Source organism: Hymenobacter sp. BT18 (assembly GCF_012273015.1).
In the GTDB taxonomy this organism is placed as follows: Bacteria; Bacteroidota; Bacteroidia; order Cytophagales; family Hymenobacteraceae; genus Hymenobacter; species Hymenobacter lutimineralis.
In genome coordinates, this window is sequence record NZ_CP050954.1 from 3,201,108 (window position 1) to 3,217,268 (window position 16,161).

At 59.5% G+C, this 16,161-nt stretch carries 11 protein-coding genes; 4 read left to right on the forward strand and 7 right to left on the reverse strand.

Translation table 11 applies throughout. From position 1 onward, the window contains the following. Window positions 1–101: 101 nt before the first annotated feature. The gene (gene nuoK, locus HER32_RS13730; RefSeq protein WP_044004096.1) at window positions 102–434 is read right to left on the reverse strand and encodes an NADH-quinone oxidoreductase subunit NuoK; all 333 of its coding nucleotides are present in this window, start codon (window positions 432–434) and stop codon (window positions 102–104) included. 399 nt (window positions 435–833) lie between these two features. On the opposite strand from nuoK, the gene HER32_RS13735 reads away from it, so the two are divergent. The 4 genes from HER32_RS13735 (at window position 834) to HER32_RS13750 (ending at window position 10,531) form a co-directional block, all read left to right on the forward strand. Next, complete coding sequence (locus HER32_RS13735; RefSeq protein WP_168682272.1) at window positions 834–8,609, forward strand: T9SS type A sorting domain-containing protein; 7,776 nt, start codon at window positions 834–836, stop codon at window positions 8,607–8,609. A gap of 105 nt (window positions 8,610–8,714) precedes the next feature. After that, window positions 8,715–9,176: a MaoC family dehydratase gene (locus HER32_RS13740; RefSeq protein ID WP_168682273.1), complete on the forward strand. Its 462-nt coding sequence runs from the start codon at window positions 8,715–8,717 to the stop codon at window positions 9,174–9,176. Between the two features lie 306 nt (window positions 9,177–9,482). Further along, window positions 9,483–10,085, forward strand: a complete 603-nt coding sequence (locus tag HER32_RS13745) for an RNA polymerase sigma factor (protein WP_232066258.1) — start codon at window positions 9,483–9,485, stop codon at window positions 10,083–10,085. Window positions 10,086–10,147: 62 nt separating this feature from the next. Continuing rightward, window positions 10,148–10,531, forward strand: a complete 384-nt coding sequence (locus HER32_RS13750; RefSeq protein ID WP_187632065.1) for a hypothetical protein — start codon at window positions 10,148–10,150, stop codon at window positions 10,529–10,531. A 223-nt stretch (window positions 10,532–10,754) separates the two neighbouring features. On the opposite strand, the gene HER32_RS13755 is transcribed toward HER32_RS13750, so the two are convergent. The 6 genes from HER32_RS13755 to nuoE all read right to left on the reverse strand — a co-directional run bounded on the left by HER32_RS13755 (window position 10,755) and on the right by nuoE (window position 16,152). Then, on the reverse strand, window positions 10,755–11,267 hold the full coding sequence (locus HER32_RS13755) for an NADH-quinone oxidoreductase subunit J (RefSeq protein WP_149070772.1): 513 nt from the start codon (window positions 11,265–11,267) through the stop codon (window positions 10,755–10,757). 18 nt (window positions 11,268–11,285) lie between these two features. Next, complete coding sequence (locus HER32_RS13760) at window positions 11,286–11,855, reverse strand: NuoI/complex I 23 kDa subunit family protein (protein ID WP_149070771.1); 570 nt, start codon at window positions 11,853–11,855, stop codon at window positions 11,286–11,288. Window positions 11,856–11,919: 64 nt separating this feature from the next. Next, window positions 11,920–12,996 (reverse strand): NADH-quinone oxidoreductase subunit NuoH, encoded by a 1,077-nt coding sequence (gene nuoH / locus HER32_RS13765; protein WP_232066485.1) that lies wholly within the window; start codon window positions 12,994–12,996, stop codon window positions 11,920–11,922. 104 nt (window positions 12,997–13,100) lie between these two features. Further along, window positions 13,101–14,102: a 2Fe-2S iron-sulfur cluster-binding protein gene (locus HER32_RS13770; RefSeq protein WP_187632064.1), complete on the reverse strand. Its 1,002-nt coding sequence runs from the start codon at window positions 14,100–14,102 to the stop codon at window positions 13,101–13,103. Between the two features lie 119 nt (window positions 14,103–14,221). After that, window positions 14,222–15,562 carry an NADH-quinone oxidoreductase subunit NuoF gene (nuoF, locus tag HER32_RS13775; RefSeq protein WP_168682276.1) on the reverse strand — a complete coding sequence of 447 codons (1,341 nt, stop codon included), beginning with the start codon at window positions 15,560–15,562 and terminating at the stop codon, window positions 14,222–14,224. Between the two features lie 20 nt (window positions 15,563–15,582). Continuing rightward, window positions 15,583–16,152 (reverse strand): complex I 24 kDa subunit family protein, encoded by a 570-nt coding sequence (gene nuoE, locus HER32_RS13780; RefSeq protein WP_168682277.1) that lies wholly within the window; start codon window positions 16,150–16,152, stop codon window positions 15,583–15,585. Window positions 16,153–16,161 lie beyond the last annotated feature (9 nt).

Here is a 16,161-nt window from a genome sequence, read left to right on the forward strand (position 1 = left end):
TGGGGACTCAGGGGCCTAGGGGCTTAGGTTTCGTTGGTTTAACTTGTTCAACTGAACAAAAAAACCAAGCCCCTAAGACCCCAAGCCCCCAAGACCCAAAACTAGAACTTCAGGCGGTTGAGCAGATTAACGTCGGTATTCTGCAGGTTGCGGTAGATCATCACGATGATGGCCAGCCCGACCGCCACTTCGGCAGCGGCCACGGCCATGATGAAGAACACGAATACCTGCCCGTTGGGGTCGGCGCGGTAGGCCGAGAAGGCCGTCAGCAGCACGTTCACGGCGTTCAGCATCAGCTCCACGCACATGAAGATGATGATGGCATTGCGCCGGGTAAGCACGCCCAGCACCCCAATGGAGAACAGGGCGGCGGCGAAGAAAACGTAGTACTGAAGAGGAACCGTTTGGATAACCTGCGGTATGTTCTGGTCCATGCGGTAGCGTTGGCGGCGGAACGAAGCCCCATCGGCCGGGGCACGACGGGGCAATTAGCTGGCAAATGTATCCTGAAAATCGGGAAATCCATACCCGGCTGTTGTGTTGGTCGCAGAGTTGCGGGTCGGCTTTGACCTCTTGGGGTATTTTGTACTAATCCGTTGTATTTCTTGATAAATAATTGAAGATGCCGGAGCAGCAGGAGCCGGTTTACGGGAGGGGACTCCCCTGAAAATGCTGGCCTATAGGCTGGAAAGTCAGTATAGGCCCGCTCAGAATTTGTTTAGAAATAAGCGTTGAAGATATAGGGTAATATGCTAAATTGAAGGAAATTGCAGTACTTGCCTTGCTGATTTGTCCACTTAACACCAACCTGCTTCAATATATACTAGCTGCTCATGAAACAACTTGTTACGCTTTTTCTTCTCTTACTGGGAAGCACACTAGCCAGGGCCGCCACGTACTACACCTTTACGGGTGGGGGTACCACGGGCAACTGGAACAGCGCCGCCACCTGGACTACCGACCCCAGCGGCTCCACTTCGGTAAATCCGAGTAACCTAGTACCCGGCACCAACGATGCGGTACTGATCCTGAACGGCTATACCGTGACCATGACGGCCAACGTCGGCAGCTCCAACTTGGCCGTGACGATTGAAAAGGGTGGGGTACTGGATATGGGCACCAGCCAGTTTACCCAAACGCTACCTTCGCTCTCGGGCCAAGGCACTTTACGGCTTGCCTCCGTCAATTTTCCGGTAGTGACCACCAACAACTTCGACGATGCCAATACCGGCATTGTGGAGTACTACAACCTGGTCGACAACGCCGTGCTGCCGACGCCAGCCAGCGGGCAGTACAATGAGTTGCGTCTGCTGAACACGTTGGCCACCAACCGGAACATGGTGCTCAACAGCACCCTCACCCTGAACGGTGCGCTGACCCTCTCGCGGACGGGTACCGGGACCCTGAGCTTCACCATGGGCAACGGCGCCGCCCTGACGACCAACGGCGACGTGACCGTGGGCACCGGCACCTCCTGGCGCTCCAACCAGGCGGCTAAAGCTGTCAGCACCGTGACGGCCAGCGGCAACATTACCGTGGCCAGCGGCGGCTCTATTGTATTCTACTACAACAATGGACTGAACGGAGGTAACAATATCACCAGCACCACCAACATTACCTTCACGGGCACCAACGACCGGACGCTGACGGCCAACGGCACTACTACCCTGAACGCCATTACCGTTAGCAAGGGCACCAGCTCCCAGTTTGTGCAGCGCATCGTAGCGGCTTCAGCCGGGCTGTTTTCGCTGAATGCCACCAGTGGCGACATTATCGTGCTGGATAAAGGCACCCTGCGCCTCTCCAGCAACATCACCGTGAACTTTGTGAATGCCACCAACGGCAACGAAGGCTACACCATCCCGGCAAGTGCCGGCCTCTGGGTAGACGGCGCCACCGTGACGGTGGCCAGCGCCGTGAAAGGCGGTCTGATCAGCCTGGGTTTGTTCCGGCTTTCCTCGGGCAGCTTTACCTCCCAGGGCAACGACGGGGCCGTAATCGGTGACATCGGTAGCTACCTGATTGAGGGGGGAACCATGACGGTGGAGAAGTTCAGCCCGGTGAAAGTAGGCAACCCGTTGGGGAGCTTCGCCATGTCGGGCGGTACGCTCAACGTGCGGGGCACCGGCGCCAACCTCAACAACCAGAAAGGCTTTGCCCGCTTCTCGGTTCCTTACGCTACGCAGTCGTACAGCCTCTCGGGCGGCACCATCAACGTCTACAACCCGGAAGGCACGGGTAACGTGGCCAACGGGGGTATCGATATTGGCGTGAGTGCCAGCAACTACTCCGTCACCGGCGGCGACTTTAACATTGTATTGCCGGGCACGGGCACGGCCGACGACATACGCTTCGACGTAGCCAGTACCGCCCCTTTCTGGAACCTCACCATTACGCGCCCCGTCAATGGCAATACCGCTACGCTGGTCTCGTTGGCCGGAGTTGCAGACACGCCGGCTCAGCCCCTGGTGGTGCTGAATGACCTGACCCTGAGCGGTTCGAACACCCCTACGCTGCTCGCCAATAACCTGGACGTGACGGTACAAGGCGACTTCACCATTGCCTCGGGCACGATTTATACGCCCGGTACCAACACCACGCGCTTCACAGGCAGCCAGGACCAGGCGTTTTCCAACAATGGCACCATCACCAGCGGGCTGTACAACCTGCTTATGGACAAAGCCAACGGCACCGTGCAGCTGGCCGGCACCTCTTCCTTCCTGGTGCGCAACTTGCTCACGCTCACCAACGGCGTGCTCGACGACGCCGGCAAAACCCTGACGGTGCAGGGCAACATCCTCAACTCGGCTACGCACACCAGCAGCGGCACTACCACGGGCAGCATCACGCTGGCCGGTACTACCCTGCAGACGCTGGGCGGGGACGGCTCGGGCGTGTTCGGCAACCTGATCATCAACAATAGCACGCTGGCCGCTGGCTCCGTAGCGGCTTCGCTGAGCGCCGCGCAAACTGTGAGTGGCAAGCTCACGCTCAGCAGCAACCACATCCTGGACATCAACACCCAGCGCCTGTCCATTACCTCGGTGAGCCTTGATGCCATTGCGGCGGGCAGCGGGGGCTTCTCGCAAACCCGCATGATTCGGACCAGCGGCAACCAGAGCGACGGGGGCATCCGCAAAACCTACGGCACCTTTGGCGCCTCGGAAGCCTTCGTATTTCCCGTGGGCACCCAGGTTACGGTCAGCAACGTCACATCCAACTACTACACCCCGGCCGTCATCAACCTGACGGCAGCGCCTTCCCGCTACGGTAAGATTACCGTGGCCCCGGTGAAAACGGCCAACCCCTTCGCTACGAGCAGCAACCTGCTGCGCTACTACTGGAAGGTCGCCAACTCTGACTTCGTACTGCCCGTCGGTCAGACGCTCATGACGGACCAAAGCTTCACGGCCGCCAATGCTCTGGCCACGGGTACCATCACCAGCTACATTCCGGCCTACTACGACCCGGCTACGGCCACGTGGACGAGAACGGAAGACGTGACCAAGGTAGCAGAAGGCGCTAGCCAGTTTGTCATCAGCTTCGCCTCGGTACCAGCCAGCGGCGAGTTTACGGCGGGTGAAACGGCGGCCTTCGGGGCCATCACCAAGTACTACAGCATCAGCAACGGCCCCTGGAACCAGGCCTCAACCTGGTCGACGGTTAGCTACAATTCTACCGTCAACACCGGCACCTTCCCCGGAGCTGGCAACCCGGCCTTCGTGGGCAACAGCCGCACCGTAACGGTTACCGCCAACGCTGCCCGCGCGGGTAGCCTGCAGATCGATAACACGGGCGTGGTAGACCTAGGCACCACGACCGGGCACAACTTCGGCTCCTTGCCCGAGGCCAAGGTAAACGGCTCGGGTACGCTGCGCATCTCCTCGGCCACCACGCCGGCCCAGTTTCCCGGCGGCGACTTTGGCAGCTTCCTTGGCGAGCAGGGCGGTACGGTGGAGTATTACACTACCGGTACGAGCTTTAGCGTGCCGCTCACATCTTTCACCGGCCAGAGCCTCACTTCCTACTACAACCTGGTGCTGAACTCCGGCAGCGGCCTCACGCTCACACTGCCGGCCCAAGATCTGCGCATCTACAACGACCTGCGAGGTGGTACGCGCAGCGGCTTCACCGGCACGGCTACGCTGAACGCGGGGGTAGCCGGCAACCTCACCATCGACGGTAAAATTGATCAGCAGCTGGGCAGCCTGTTCTACGGCACGGGGGCCCGCAGCGTGGTAGTTGGCAAAGACGTGCTCGTGGGCACGGGTGCTGCCTTCGGCATCGGCAACGGCGCCACGACCAACACCCTGCAGATTGGCGGCGGCGTGACCAACAACGGCACCTTTACGCTGGCTCCTACGGGCAGCACAGGCCGGGTGAACGTGACGTTTATAAACGAAGCCGATGCCAAGGTGACCGGCACCGGCACCACGACGACCTTCAACACCCTCACCGTAAACAAAGGCTCCTCTCGTACGCCCACGCTCACCGTGGACGTGGCCGGAACGCTCACCGTGCCCACCACCGACAACTGGCTGGTGCTGACCAATGGTACCTTCAGCTTTGCCAAAGCCAATGGAACTGTAAAAGTCAATACGGGTAACTATACCGTGGGCAGCACGGCGGGCTTGCAGGTGAACGGCACGGGCGCCACGCTCAACGTAGCCACCGGCGGCAACCTGCTGCTGGCGGGCCGCTTGGCTTCGCTGGTGGGTACGCTCAACGTAGGCGACCAGGCCGCTACCACCGATAACACCATTGAGTACTCCAGCGCAACGGAACCGGAAATCGAAATCGGTACCGGCACGCTGAACGTGAACGGCCAGATTCGTCGCCCGCTCACGACCACCCAAGGCGCCCTGGCCTACACGCAAAGTGGCGGCGCAGTACTGGTAAAAGGCTACGGCTCTACCAGCAGCACCCGGGCGCAGTTTGAAGTGCTCAATACCAACAGCTCCTTCACTATGTCGGGCGGCACGCTCACGCTGTACCGTACCAACAACAACGGTGGCGTCATTGCCGACCTGTATCTGCACCCGGCTACCAGCAGCGTAACCGGGGGGGAAATCATCCTGGGCAGCACGGCAGGCATCGGCACCGTAAACCTGAACGTAGATACCGCCATTCCGCTGTACAGCCTGACGGTGGCCAGCGCCCCGGCTGGCAACGCCACCACGGGCACGCTGGTGCAGAACCCGCTCATTCTGGGTGGCAACCTCAGCATTGGCAGCAGCAATTCCGTTTTCAATGCCAATGGTTTTGATGTATCGGTAGCGGGCAACTTCAGCAATAGCAACGGCTCGGCCAGCACCACCATTACTGGGGGCGGATACCGCGTAGGCTCCAGCACGCAAACCACTACCCTGAACGGCAGCGCCGCCAGCCAGCTGGTAACCGGTACCACCGCCAACCTGACGGTGTTCAGCAACCTGACGGTAAATAATACCTTCACAAACGGCCAGATAACGCTGCAGCCTAGCTCCGCTTTGCTGGTAAACGGCACCTTCACCCTGACGAAAGGAACGCTGAACGATGGCGGCAACACCATTAAGGTGCTGGGCAACGTGCTGAACTCCGCCAAGCACAGCGGCACGGGCAAAATCCTGCTGGAGGGTACGGCCAATCAGAACATTGGGGGCAGCGGCGCCGGTATCTTCGGCAACCTGGAGCTCAACAACAGCTTGGGTGCTACTACTTTGGCAGCTCAGCAAATTGATGGGGTGCTCACGTTCACCAACGGTATCCTGAGCATTGGCTCCAACCTGCTGAAGCTGACCAATACCAGCAGCACTGCCATTGTGGGGGCCGCGACTACCGCAGCCACTACCACACGCTTTATCCGTACCAACGGTATTGTGGCCGATGCCGGCGTGGAAAAAGCCTTTGCCAGTGGCACCGGCTCCTTTGTATTCCCGGTAGGCACGGTTACTAAGTTCACGCCCGCCAGCTTCAACCTGACCAGCAACGGCGCGGCCGGCACCATCACGGTAAACCCCGTGAACGTGAAGCATCCCTCCACCACCGATGCCTCCAACTTGGAGCTGAACTACTACTGGCGCGTGAGCAGCACCGGCCTGAGCAACCCTACCGTAACGCAGCAGTACACCTACCAGCAGACGGATGTGCCCGCTCCTGCCACTACGACTGAGCCTAACTTCTTCGCGGGGCGCTACCTGACGAATGCGTGGGTGCCACAGAACGGCATTGCTGGCGCGATAAGCACCGGCAATAATACGCTGACCCTGACAGGGGTGAACTACATTGACGGGGACTACACGGCCGGAGCTCCAACCGAGTTTGGTGCGGTGAAAACGTACTATAGCCGCAACGCCACGCAAACAGGCTCCGGTGCCAACTGGGACGCGGCTGCTTCCTGGACGTTCAACGCCGATGGCTCGGACTCTGCTCCGCTGCCTACTACATTCCCTTCGGCCGCCAACCCCGTGGTTATTCTGCCTACGCACCTGATCAATACCAACGGGCCAGGACGGGGAGCTTCCTCCCTGGTGCTGAATGGTACGCTGAACGTGGCCGGTTTTACGGCCAACAACTTTGGCGTGGTGACGGGTACCGGTACGCTGGTTATCAATTCCTCTACGTTCCCGGCCGGTAACTTCACGGCCTTTACCAGCAGCACGGGCGGTACCGTCGATTACAATGGTACTATCGTGACGCTGCCGCCCCGCTCGGTGTACAACAACCTGAGCTTCTCGGGTACGGGTACCTCTAAGTCGCTGGGCAACCAGAGCCTGCAAATCAACGGCTCTTTCGACGTGGCCGCCTCAACCACCGTTACCAATAACAGCAACATCGACGTTACCCTGCTCAGCACCACAAAGTCGCTCACCAATAGCGGGAACATCAACCTGGGCAATGGCAACCTGACTATTGCGTATACCCTGAACAACCAGTCGGGGGGGACGCTCACCCTGGGTACGGGTAAAACCACGGTTACCGGAGCCATTGTGAATGCCGGCACCATTACCGCTGGCGTGGGCAACATCAGCACGGGCGCTTCCCTCACCAACTCCGGCACTTTCACTTCGAATGCCGGGGCGCTGCAGGTAGCAACCAGCCTCGTAAACTCGGGCACCTTCAACGGGACAGGCCAAACGGGGACCGTAACCGTGGGACAGAACCTGACGACATCGGGCAACTTCAGCGCCAGCAATGGCGCCATGTCGGTGACGGGCACGCTTACTAATGCGGGCGTATATACGGCCAATGCAAATCAGCTCACTCTGGACGGCGACTTTGCCAATACCGTGGGCAGCTTTGCCGGAGGCAGCGGAGAAATTCTACTGCAGGGAAACTGGCTCAACTCGGCCACCTACACCGGTGGTACGAGCACGGTGCGCTTCCTGAGCAACAGTAACCGCTCCGTAGCCGGTACGGTGCCCACCCAGTTCTATCAGGTTTACAAGTCGGGTAGTGGGATTCTGACCCTGGCGCAGAGCGCATCGGTTTCTTACCTGCTTAATCTCGACAACGGCAACATCGTAACGGGTACCAACACGCTGTCCCTCACGAATACGGCTATTCAGCCCGTGGTGGGGGAAAGTCAGTCTGCCTTCGTTTTCGGCAAGCTGGCCATCAGCTTCCCCAATACGGCCGACGCCTCGCGCAGCTTCCCGGTGGGTAACGCCGAGTATTACCGCCCGGTTACCATCCGGCAGGCTAGCGGCTCGAACGCCGTGGTGCTGGTAGAAATGTTTAATACAGCGCCTACTGGCTCCTTCGTCACGGGCTCGGGCCTGGCTAACCTCTCGCGTACCCGCTACTACCGCATCAACCTGCTGTCGGGCACCATCACCAGCCCCACCGTGCGGCTGAGCTTTAACACCAACGTACGTACCGACGAAGGCGTGAACGTACCCGGTAACCTGCGCATTGCCCGGGCTACCACCGCTACGGGCCCCTGGTCCAACGCGGGTGGTTCGGGGGTGTTCTCGCCCGCTGCTCCGGCTGGATATGCCGTGTCGGGCGCTACCACCATTGTAGGCGAAACCTACTTCTCCCTGGCTTCTACCAACACCGTGGACAACCCACTGCCTGTAGAGCTGGTGAGCTTCACGGCCAAGGCTACCGGCGCCACGGTACAGCTGAACTGGGTTACCTCGTCGGAGCGCAACAGCGCCTACTTCGTGGTAGAACGCTCCCTGAATGGTACCACGTTTGAAGCCGTAACCCAGGTAGACGCGCAGGGTACTACCTCCGCCCGCCATGCCTACACGGCCGTGGATGCCCGTCCCTACCAGGGCTTGGCCTACTACCGGTTGCGCCAGGTAGACCTGGATGGCCGTACGGCTTATAGCGAAGCCGTAACGGTACAGGTAACTACTTTGGCTAAAGCCTCCTTCCAGGCCTTCCCCAATCCCACCAGCGGCACGCAGTTCACGGTGCGCGCGGTGGGCATGCAAGGCGCTACCGGCACCCTGCGCATCACCGACGGCTTTGGCCGGGTAGTGCAGGAAATGCCCGTTGGCCTGACCCAGCAGCAGCAGGACATCACCGTGCAGCCCACCGTCAAGCTGGCGGCGGGCGTGTACCTCGTTTCCCTGCAAACCGCTGGCGGGCGCCTCGTGCAGAAGCTGATAGTAGAATAACCACGTAGTTTCCTCCTGAAGAAGGCGGCTCCTTTGGGGTCGCCTTTTTTTGCGTTCGGTGAAGACGGGATGCGTACCTTCACCGCCGCTAAAATTCCCTGTTACATGACGCTTACTATTCGTAGCCTGGCCGAACTCCAACAGTACGAAGGCCAGGAGCTGGGCACTTCCGCCGCCCACACCATCACCCAAGAGCAAATCAACCAGTTTGCGGCCGCTACCCTCGACTTTCAGTGGATTCATCTCGACCAGGAGCGTGCCCGGGCCGAGTCACCCTTTGGGGGCACTATTGCGCACGGCTACCTCACGGTGGCGCTGCTGCCCTACCTCTGGGCGCAGCTGGTGGTTATCGAGAACCTGAAGATGCAGGTCAACTACGAAATTGAAAGCCTGCGCTTCAACCAAGCCGTGCTGGTGGATAGCGCCGTGCGGCTGCGGGCCAAGCTGCTGTCAGTGAAAGACCTGCGGGGCATAGCCAAGGCCCGTATCGAGGTAGTGCTGGAAATCGAGGGCAGCAAAAAGCCTGCGTACTCCGGTGTCATCACCTTCCTCTACCACTTCCAGTAAAGGCCCGGCGCCGCTTCGACAGGCCTCTTCGCCCTTTCGACACGCGTCTACGGCGCTTCGAAGGGTCGTTACGCCACTTCTACGGGTGCTTACGTCGCTTCTAAGAGGGGTTACGCTCCTTCTACGGGTGCCTACGCCGCTTCGAAGGGGCGTTACGCCATTTCTAGGGGTGTTTACGCCACTTCTAAGGGGCTTTACGCCCCTTCTACGGGAGTTTACGCCTCCGTAAACGGGAGAAGAGCGGTGGCCAGAATATTTTCAGCACCGCTAAAGTATATTGTTGGCTGGTGCGTCTGCGCCAGTAGAATGAAAACCATTGCTTTACCCCTCGATGCCTCACTGATGACGGCCGGCCACCAGGACGAGCAGATACAGGAGGCCGTGCGTGCGCAGCGCGGCCGGCTGCTGCAATTCATCCGCCGCCGTATTCCCGACCCCAACGAGGCAGAAGACGTTCTGCAGGATGTCTTTGCCGAACTGGTGGAAAGCTACCGTATGCTCAAGCCCGTAGAGCAGGCCGCCGCGTGGCTGTTCCGGGTGGCCCGCAATAAAATCACGGACCTGTACCGGCGCAAGAAAACGGCTTCTCTGGAAGCCGAAATGGCCGCGTACTCCGGCGACGAGGAAAATGACTTGTTGCTGGCGGATATCCTGCCCGCCGTGGACGACGCGCCGGAAAACCGACTTCTGCGCCAGACCCTGATGGAGGCCCTCAGCGAGGCGCTGGCCGAACTACCCGCTGCCCAGCGTCAGGTGTTTATCTGGCACGAGCTGGAAGACAAAACCTTCCGGGAAATGGAAGAGGAAACCGGGGTGCCGCTCAAGACCCTGATTTCGCGCAAGCACTACGCCGTACAGCACCTGCGCAAACGCCTGCAAAAGCTCTACACCGAGCTATTTACCGACTAAGTGGCCGAAGTAGGCCCCATCCCTGGGCTGTCGACAACGGACAACAAATAAATCAAACTCTCATGAACCGCTCCTTTTGGCTGCTGCGCGGCCTCAAAATTACCTTCTTTATTCTGCTGTTTGTGGCCCTAGCTGGCTACGTCACCATGCACTTGTGGAACTGGCTGCTGCCCGCGCTGTTCAACCTGCCGCTCATCGGCTTCTGGCAGGCGCTGGGGCTGCTGGTGCTTTCCCGCATCCTGTTTGGGGGCTGGGGCCGGGGCGGTAAAGGCCACAAAGGCTGGGCCCGCCACCGCCGCCAGTGGAAGCACAAGATGGAGTCGCGCATGGCCGGCCTGACCCCTGAGGAACAGGAAAAATTTCGCCAGAAGATGGAAGGCGTCTGCACCGGCCCGGCCTGGATGCGCCGCCGGTCCACCGAGCCGGATCAACCGGCCTCGGTATAGGTAAAAGCCGTAGCGGCACCTGAGGAATCAGGTGCCGCTACGGCTTTGATGTTGTTTGGCCCTGTAGTATCAAGTAAAAAGCTTAGCTCCTCAGGGGTAAACTTCACAGGGAAATTAGTAGAGCGGTACTTTCTGTTCTCTTAGAAAGGAAATATTTCCTCAAGCAACAAAAAGCAGCTTCTGATACTTCAGAAGCTGCTTTTTGTTGCTTGAGGGCTGTTGATTAGAAATTCCGCTCGCCTGCTTCGCGCTTGCCCAGCATCACGGCGCCTACCATAGCTACCAGGAACAGCACCGAAGCCAGCTCGAAGGGCAGCAAAAAGTCGGTGTAGAGTTTCATGCCCAGTTGGGCTACCATGCCAATTTGGGAGTTGAAAGCGGTGCCAGCGGCTACGCCGGTAGGTTGTACGTCTTTCAGGGCGGCCACCAGAATGAGCAGGAGGGACCCACCAGCTACAGCGGCGGCAACCTTGGCCAGCGCGGGCTTGTGCGGCTCGGTATCCACGTTCAGGTTCAGGAACATAATCACGAACAGGAACAGCACCATGATGGCGCCAGCGTAGACGATGATGTTCACCGCGGCCAGAAACTGCGCGTTCAGCAGCAGATAGTGCCCCGACAAGGAGAAGAACGTCAGAATCAGGAACAGCACGCTGTGCACCGGATTCTTGGCGAATACCACACCCAGCGCGCTCAGCAGCGCCACAAACGATAGAAAAAGGAAGAGTGGAGACATGGAGGAGAAGAGGATAGGTTACGCCGACTGCAATTTGCTGCGCAGCGTGTCAGCTTGCTCGGGCGTGAGCTGAATGCCGCGAATGGACCGCTCGTCCGGCGACACGGGCTCCACCAGGCGGTCTTTCCCGTAAATGAACTCGTCGCGCTCAAAGCGCGGTGGGGCCATCTTGTCGGGCTGCAGGTACACGGCGGCTTTGGGGCAGGCTTCCTCGCAGAGGCCGCAGAAAATGCACCGCAGCATGTTGATTTCGTAGCTGATGGCGTATTTCTCCTCGCGGTAGAGGCCTTCCTCACCTTTCTTCCGCTCGCCGGCGACCATGGTAATGGCTTCGGCAGGGCAAGCCACGGCACACAGGCCGCAGGCCGTGCACCGCTCCCGGCCCTGCTCGTCGCGCTTGAGCACGTGCAGGCCCCGGAACACGTTGGAGAAGGGCCGTACTTCCTCGGGGTAGCGCACGGTAGCCTTCTTCATGAAAAAGTGGCGCATCGTGATGCTTAGCCCCTGAAAGATGGCCGGCAGATAAGCCCGCTCGGCCAGCGTCATCGGCTTCTTTTCTAGCTTCTTGGCTCGGTTGGTGAGTTGCATACTATGGTTCCTTTCGCCCTTCGGCCCGTAGTGAGCCGGAAGGCAAAGTAAGTGAAGAGGTTACTTAAATCACCCCGAACAGGATGAGGCCGCCGGTGAGCAGGATGTTGAACACGGCCAACGGGATGAGAATCGTCCAGCCCAGGCGCATCAGCTGGTCGTAGCGGAAGCGCGGCAAAGTCCAGCGGATCCACATGAAGAAGAAGATGAAGGCGAAGATCTTCAGGAAAAGCCCTACGGTACCCAGCAGCGTAATCAGGTTCTGGGCCGAGGCCAGCTCCCAGCCCTGGCTGCTCACAAACCAGTCGCGCAGCTCGTACTGGAAGGGAAAGTTGAAGCCGCCGAAGTACAGCACGCTCATCACGGCCGACACTACGAAGATGTTCACGTACTCTGAGAACAGGTACAAGCCCAGCTTCATCGACGAATACTCGGTGTGGTAGCCACCTACCAGCTCGGTTTCGCACTCGGGCAGGTCGAAGGGCGTGCGGTTGGTTTCGGCGAAGGCGCACACCAGGAAGATGATAAAGCCCAGCGGCTGTTTCACGATGTTCCAGAAATGCCATTCCCCGGCCACCGACTGCTGCAGCGTAATGTCGCGCAGGCTCAGGGTACCCGAAATCATCAGCACGGCAATCAGGGCCATACCCATGGCCAGCTCGTAGCTGATGTTTTGCGAAGCGGCCCGGATGGCGCCCAGCAGGGAGAACTTGTTGTTGGAAGCCCAGCCGCCAATCATCACGCCATACACGCCCAGCGATACTACGCCGAACACCCACAGCATACCGATGTTCACCTCAATGCCTTGCAGGAAGAAAGCATTGTTGCCGAAGCTCATGTTGTTGCCAAACGGAATTACGGCCGACGACATCAGGGCCGTAATCATGGCCAGGCAGGGACCAAACACGAACAGGGCTTTGTTGGCGCCGCCGGGAAAGAATTCCTCTTTCGTGAACATCTTCACGGCATCGGCCAGGGGCTGCAACAGGCCGTAGGGTCCGGCCCGGTCGGGGCCCACCCGGTCCTGCAGAAACGCCGCAATCACGCGCTCAGCATAGGTGCAATAGGTTGCAATGAGCAGCGAAAGCGCGAAAACAACGAAGATGACAATGGATTGCCAGCCTAGTGCGGGTAGTTCAATCATGTTTTTGAGCTGTTGGCTAATAGCTGTTAGCCATTAGCTTTATGTTCGGGGAAGTAGCAAAGAAAGCTAACAGCCATCAGCCATCAGCTAACAGCCGAAAATCAGTTGCCTAATTTCAGCGGAGGATTTTTTTCCAGGTCGCGCTGGGTGCTTTCGGGCAAGTCGGCTATTACCGATTGATTGAGCACGGGCAACTCGTAGTGGTTGGCCGAAATAACGGAAGAGCGGTCAATATGCGCCGGGCCTTCAATAGTCCAGTCCGAGGTTTCCTTTTTCTCGAAGCGACACTCGTTGCAGATCCACTCTTTCACCTCGCCGTACTGGTCCTTGCGGGCCGTGGTGCGCAGCACGTCTTTACCTTTGTACCACAGCACCACGTTGCCGGAGCACTTGGGGCAGTCGCGGTGGGCATTTACGGGCTTGGTGAACCATACCCGCTGTTTGAAGCGGAAGGTCTTGTCCGTTAGCGCACCTACCGGGCACACGTCAATGACGTTGCCGGAGAAGTCGTTGTCGATGATGTTCTCGATGTAGGTGCCGATTTCGGCAGCATCCCCGCGACCCAGCACACCATGCACCCGGTTGTCGGTAATCTGGTTGGCCGTGTACACGCAGCGGTAGCACAGGATGCAGCGCGTCATGTGCAGCTGAATCAGCGGGCCGATGTCAATTTTCTCGAAGGTGCGGCGCTCTTCCTGGTAACGGGTGGTGCTCACGCCGTGCTCGAAGGCAAAGTTCTGCAGATCACACTCCCCGGCCTGGTCGCACACGGGGCAGTCCAGCGGGTGGTTGATGAGCAGCATCTCCACAATGCCCTTGCGCACGTTCAGTACCTGCTCCGAGGTGGTGTTTTCCACTACCATCCCGTCCTGCACCGGCGTCACGCACGAGGCCACCAGCTTGGGCATGGGACGTGGGTCTTTGGCCGAGCCGGCCGCCACGCGTACCAGGCAGGCGCGACACTTGCCACCCGAGCCTTTCAGCGGGGTGTAGTAGCACATGGCCGGGGGCACGATGCTGCCGCCAATCTGGCGGGCTGCATTCAGGATAGTAGTTCCATCTGGTACCTCTACCTCAACGCCATCAAAGGTTATTTTAGCCATTATCGAAAATCGTCTGTCATGCAGAGCGGAGCGAAGCATCTCGCGTGCTGACGTTGTGGTACTATTGATTACTACACGAGCGAGATGCTTCGGCTGCGCCTCTGCATGACGTTCTGTTATTACACCAGTACACCGCTTGGCCGGTACACCGCGCCGGGCTGGGCGGCTTCCTTGGCGTGGGTCGCGTGCCACTCAAACTCGTGGCGGAAGTGGCGCACGGCGGCGGCTACCGGCCAGGCGGCAGCCTCACCGAGGGGGCAGATGGTGTTGCCCTCGATTTGCTTGGCCACGCTCACCAGCAGGTCGATGTCTTCCATGTGGCCGTGGCCGTGCTCGAGGCGGTGCAGCACTTTCTCCATCCAGCCCGTACCCTCGCGGCAGGGCGAGCATTGCCCGCACGACTCGTGGTGGTAGAAGCGGCTGAAGTTCCAGGTGTTGCGCACGATGCAGGTCGTCTCGTCCATGGCAATGAAGCCACCGGAGCCCAGCATGGTACCCGTCACGAAGCCCCCGTCGCTGAGCGACTCATAGGTCATCAGGCGGTTTTCGCCGGCGGCAGTTTTCAGGATCAGCTCCTTGGGAAGGATTGGAACGGACGAGCCACCGGCTACTACGGCCTTCAGGTCGCGGCCTTTCCAGATGCCGCCGCAGTACTCATCGGAGTAGATGAATTCCTCGACGGGCAGACCCAGCTCGATTTCGTAGATGCCGGGCTTGTTGAGGTGGCCGCAGGCCGAAATTAGCTTGGTGCCGGTGCTTCGGCCCACCCCAATTTTGGCATACTCGTCGCCGCCCTCGTTCACAATTACCGGCACGGCGGCAATGGATTCCACGTTGTTTACCACCGTGGGGCGGGCGTAGAGGCCCTGCACGGCCGGGAATGGGGGCTTGTTGCGCGGGTTGCCACGTTTGCCTTCCAGACTTTCCAACAGGGCAGTTTCCTCGCCGCAGATGTAAGCGCCGCCACCGGGGTGCACGTGCAGGTCTAGGTCGTAGCCCGAGCCCAGGATGTTCTTACCCAGGAAACCGGCCGCGTAGGCCTCCGCAATGGCTTTTTCGAGGATGCGCAGCACGTACAACAACTCGCCGCGGATGTAGATGTACGAGGTGTTGGCACCCAGCGCGTACGAGCTCGTAATCATGCCCTCGATGAGCAGGTGGGGCAGCTTCGACATCAGCTGGCGGTCCTTGAAGGTGCCCGGCTCCGATTCATCGGCGTTGCAGACGAGGTAGCGTGGCACGCCTTCGGGCTTGGCCAGGAAGCTCCACTTCATGCCTGTGGGGAAGCCCGCGCCGCCGCGGCCCCGCAGGCCCGACTTCTTTACTTCTTCCACCACCTCATCGGGGGTCATGGTTTTGAGGGCCTTCTCCACCGAGCGGTAGCCACCGTGCTTACGGTACACTTCCAGGGTGTCGATGCCTTCAACGTTGATATGTTCGGTCAGCAGTTTGCGTCCCATAGGTTCAGAGCTGAAAGACGTTAGTTGTTGGCCACTGCGTTGGGGAGGCCGGTTTCTTCCCAGGGCAGGGCGGGGCGGTGCACCTGGTTGCGCAGCTCCGTGAGCATGGCGTCCACGGCTTCCGGGGTATCGAGTTGCTCGTAGTACTTCTCGCGTACCTGTACAATGGGGGCGAAGCCGCAGGCGGCCAGGCACTCCACTTCCTTCAGGGTGAACAGACCATCTTCGGAGGCCGGGCCGCCCACTTTGGCACCCGTGATGCGCTCCAGGTGAGCCGTCAGCTCGTCGGAGCCGCGCAGCATGCAGGGGCCCGTGCGGCAGATTTCCAGCACGTGCTTGCCTACCGGCTTGAGGTTGAACATGGTGTAGAAGGACGATACCTCGTACACCTCAATGGGTTTCACACCCAGCACTTCGGCCACCAGATCCTGCACCTCGGGGCTAACCCAACCACCAAACTCGGCCTGGGCAATGTGCAGCACCGGCAGCATGGCCGATTTGCGGCGCTCCTCCGGGTATTGCTTGCAGATGCGCGCAATTTCGGCCTTGGCGGCTTCGGAGAATTGCGGCTTGGTAGCAGTTGATTCCATATCAGTTGT

Excerpts from the sequence above, each read along its gene's own strand:
- nuoK (WP_044004096.1), bottom strand. The coding sequence starts at position 434 with ATGGACCAGAACATACCGCAGGTTATCCAAACGGTTCCTCTTCAGTAC.
- HER32_RS13735 (WP_168682272.1), top strand. The coding sequence starts at position 834 with ATGAAACAACTTGTTACGCTTTTTCTTCTCTTACTGGGAAGCACACTA.
- HER32_RS13740 (WP_168682273.1), top strand. The coding sequence starts at position 8,715 with ATGACGCTTACTATTCGTAGCCTGGCCGAACTCCAACAGTACGAAGGC.
- HER32_RS13745 (WP_232066258.1), top strand. The coding sequence starts at position 9,483 with ATGAAAACCATTGCTTTACCCCTCGATGCCTCACTGATGACGGCCGGC.
- HER32_RS13750 (WP_187632065.1), top strand. The coding sequence starts at position 10,148 with ATGAACCGCTCCTTTTGGCTGCTGCGCGGCCTCAAAATTACCTTCTTT.
- HER32_RS13755 (WP_149070772.1), bottom strand. The coding sequence starts at position 11,267 with ATGTCTCCACTCTTCCTTTTTCTATCGTTTGTGGCGCTGCTGAGCGCG.
- HER32_RS13760 (WP_149070771.1), bottom strand. The coding sequence starts at position 11,855 with ATGCAACTCACCAACCGAGCCAAGAAGCTAGAAAAGAAGCCGATGACG.
- HER32_RS13770 (WP_187632064.1), bottom strand. The coding sequence starts at position 14,102 with ATGGCTAAAATAACCTTTGATGGCGTTGAGGTAGAGGTACCAGATGGA.
- nuoF (WP_168682276.1), bottom strand. The coding sequence starts at position 15,562 with ATGGGACGCAAACTGCTGACCGAACATATCAACGTTGAAGGCATCGAC.
- nuoE (WP_168682277.1), bottom strand. The coding sequence starts at position 16,152 with ATGGAATCAACTGCTACCAAGCCGCAATTCTCCGAAGCCGCCAAGGCC.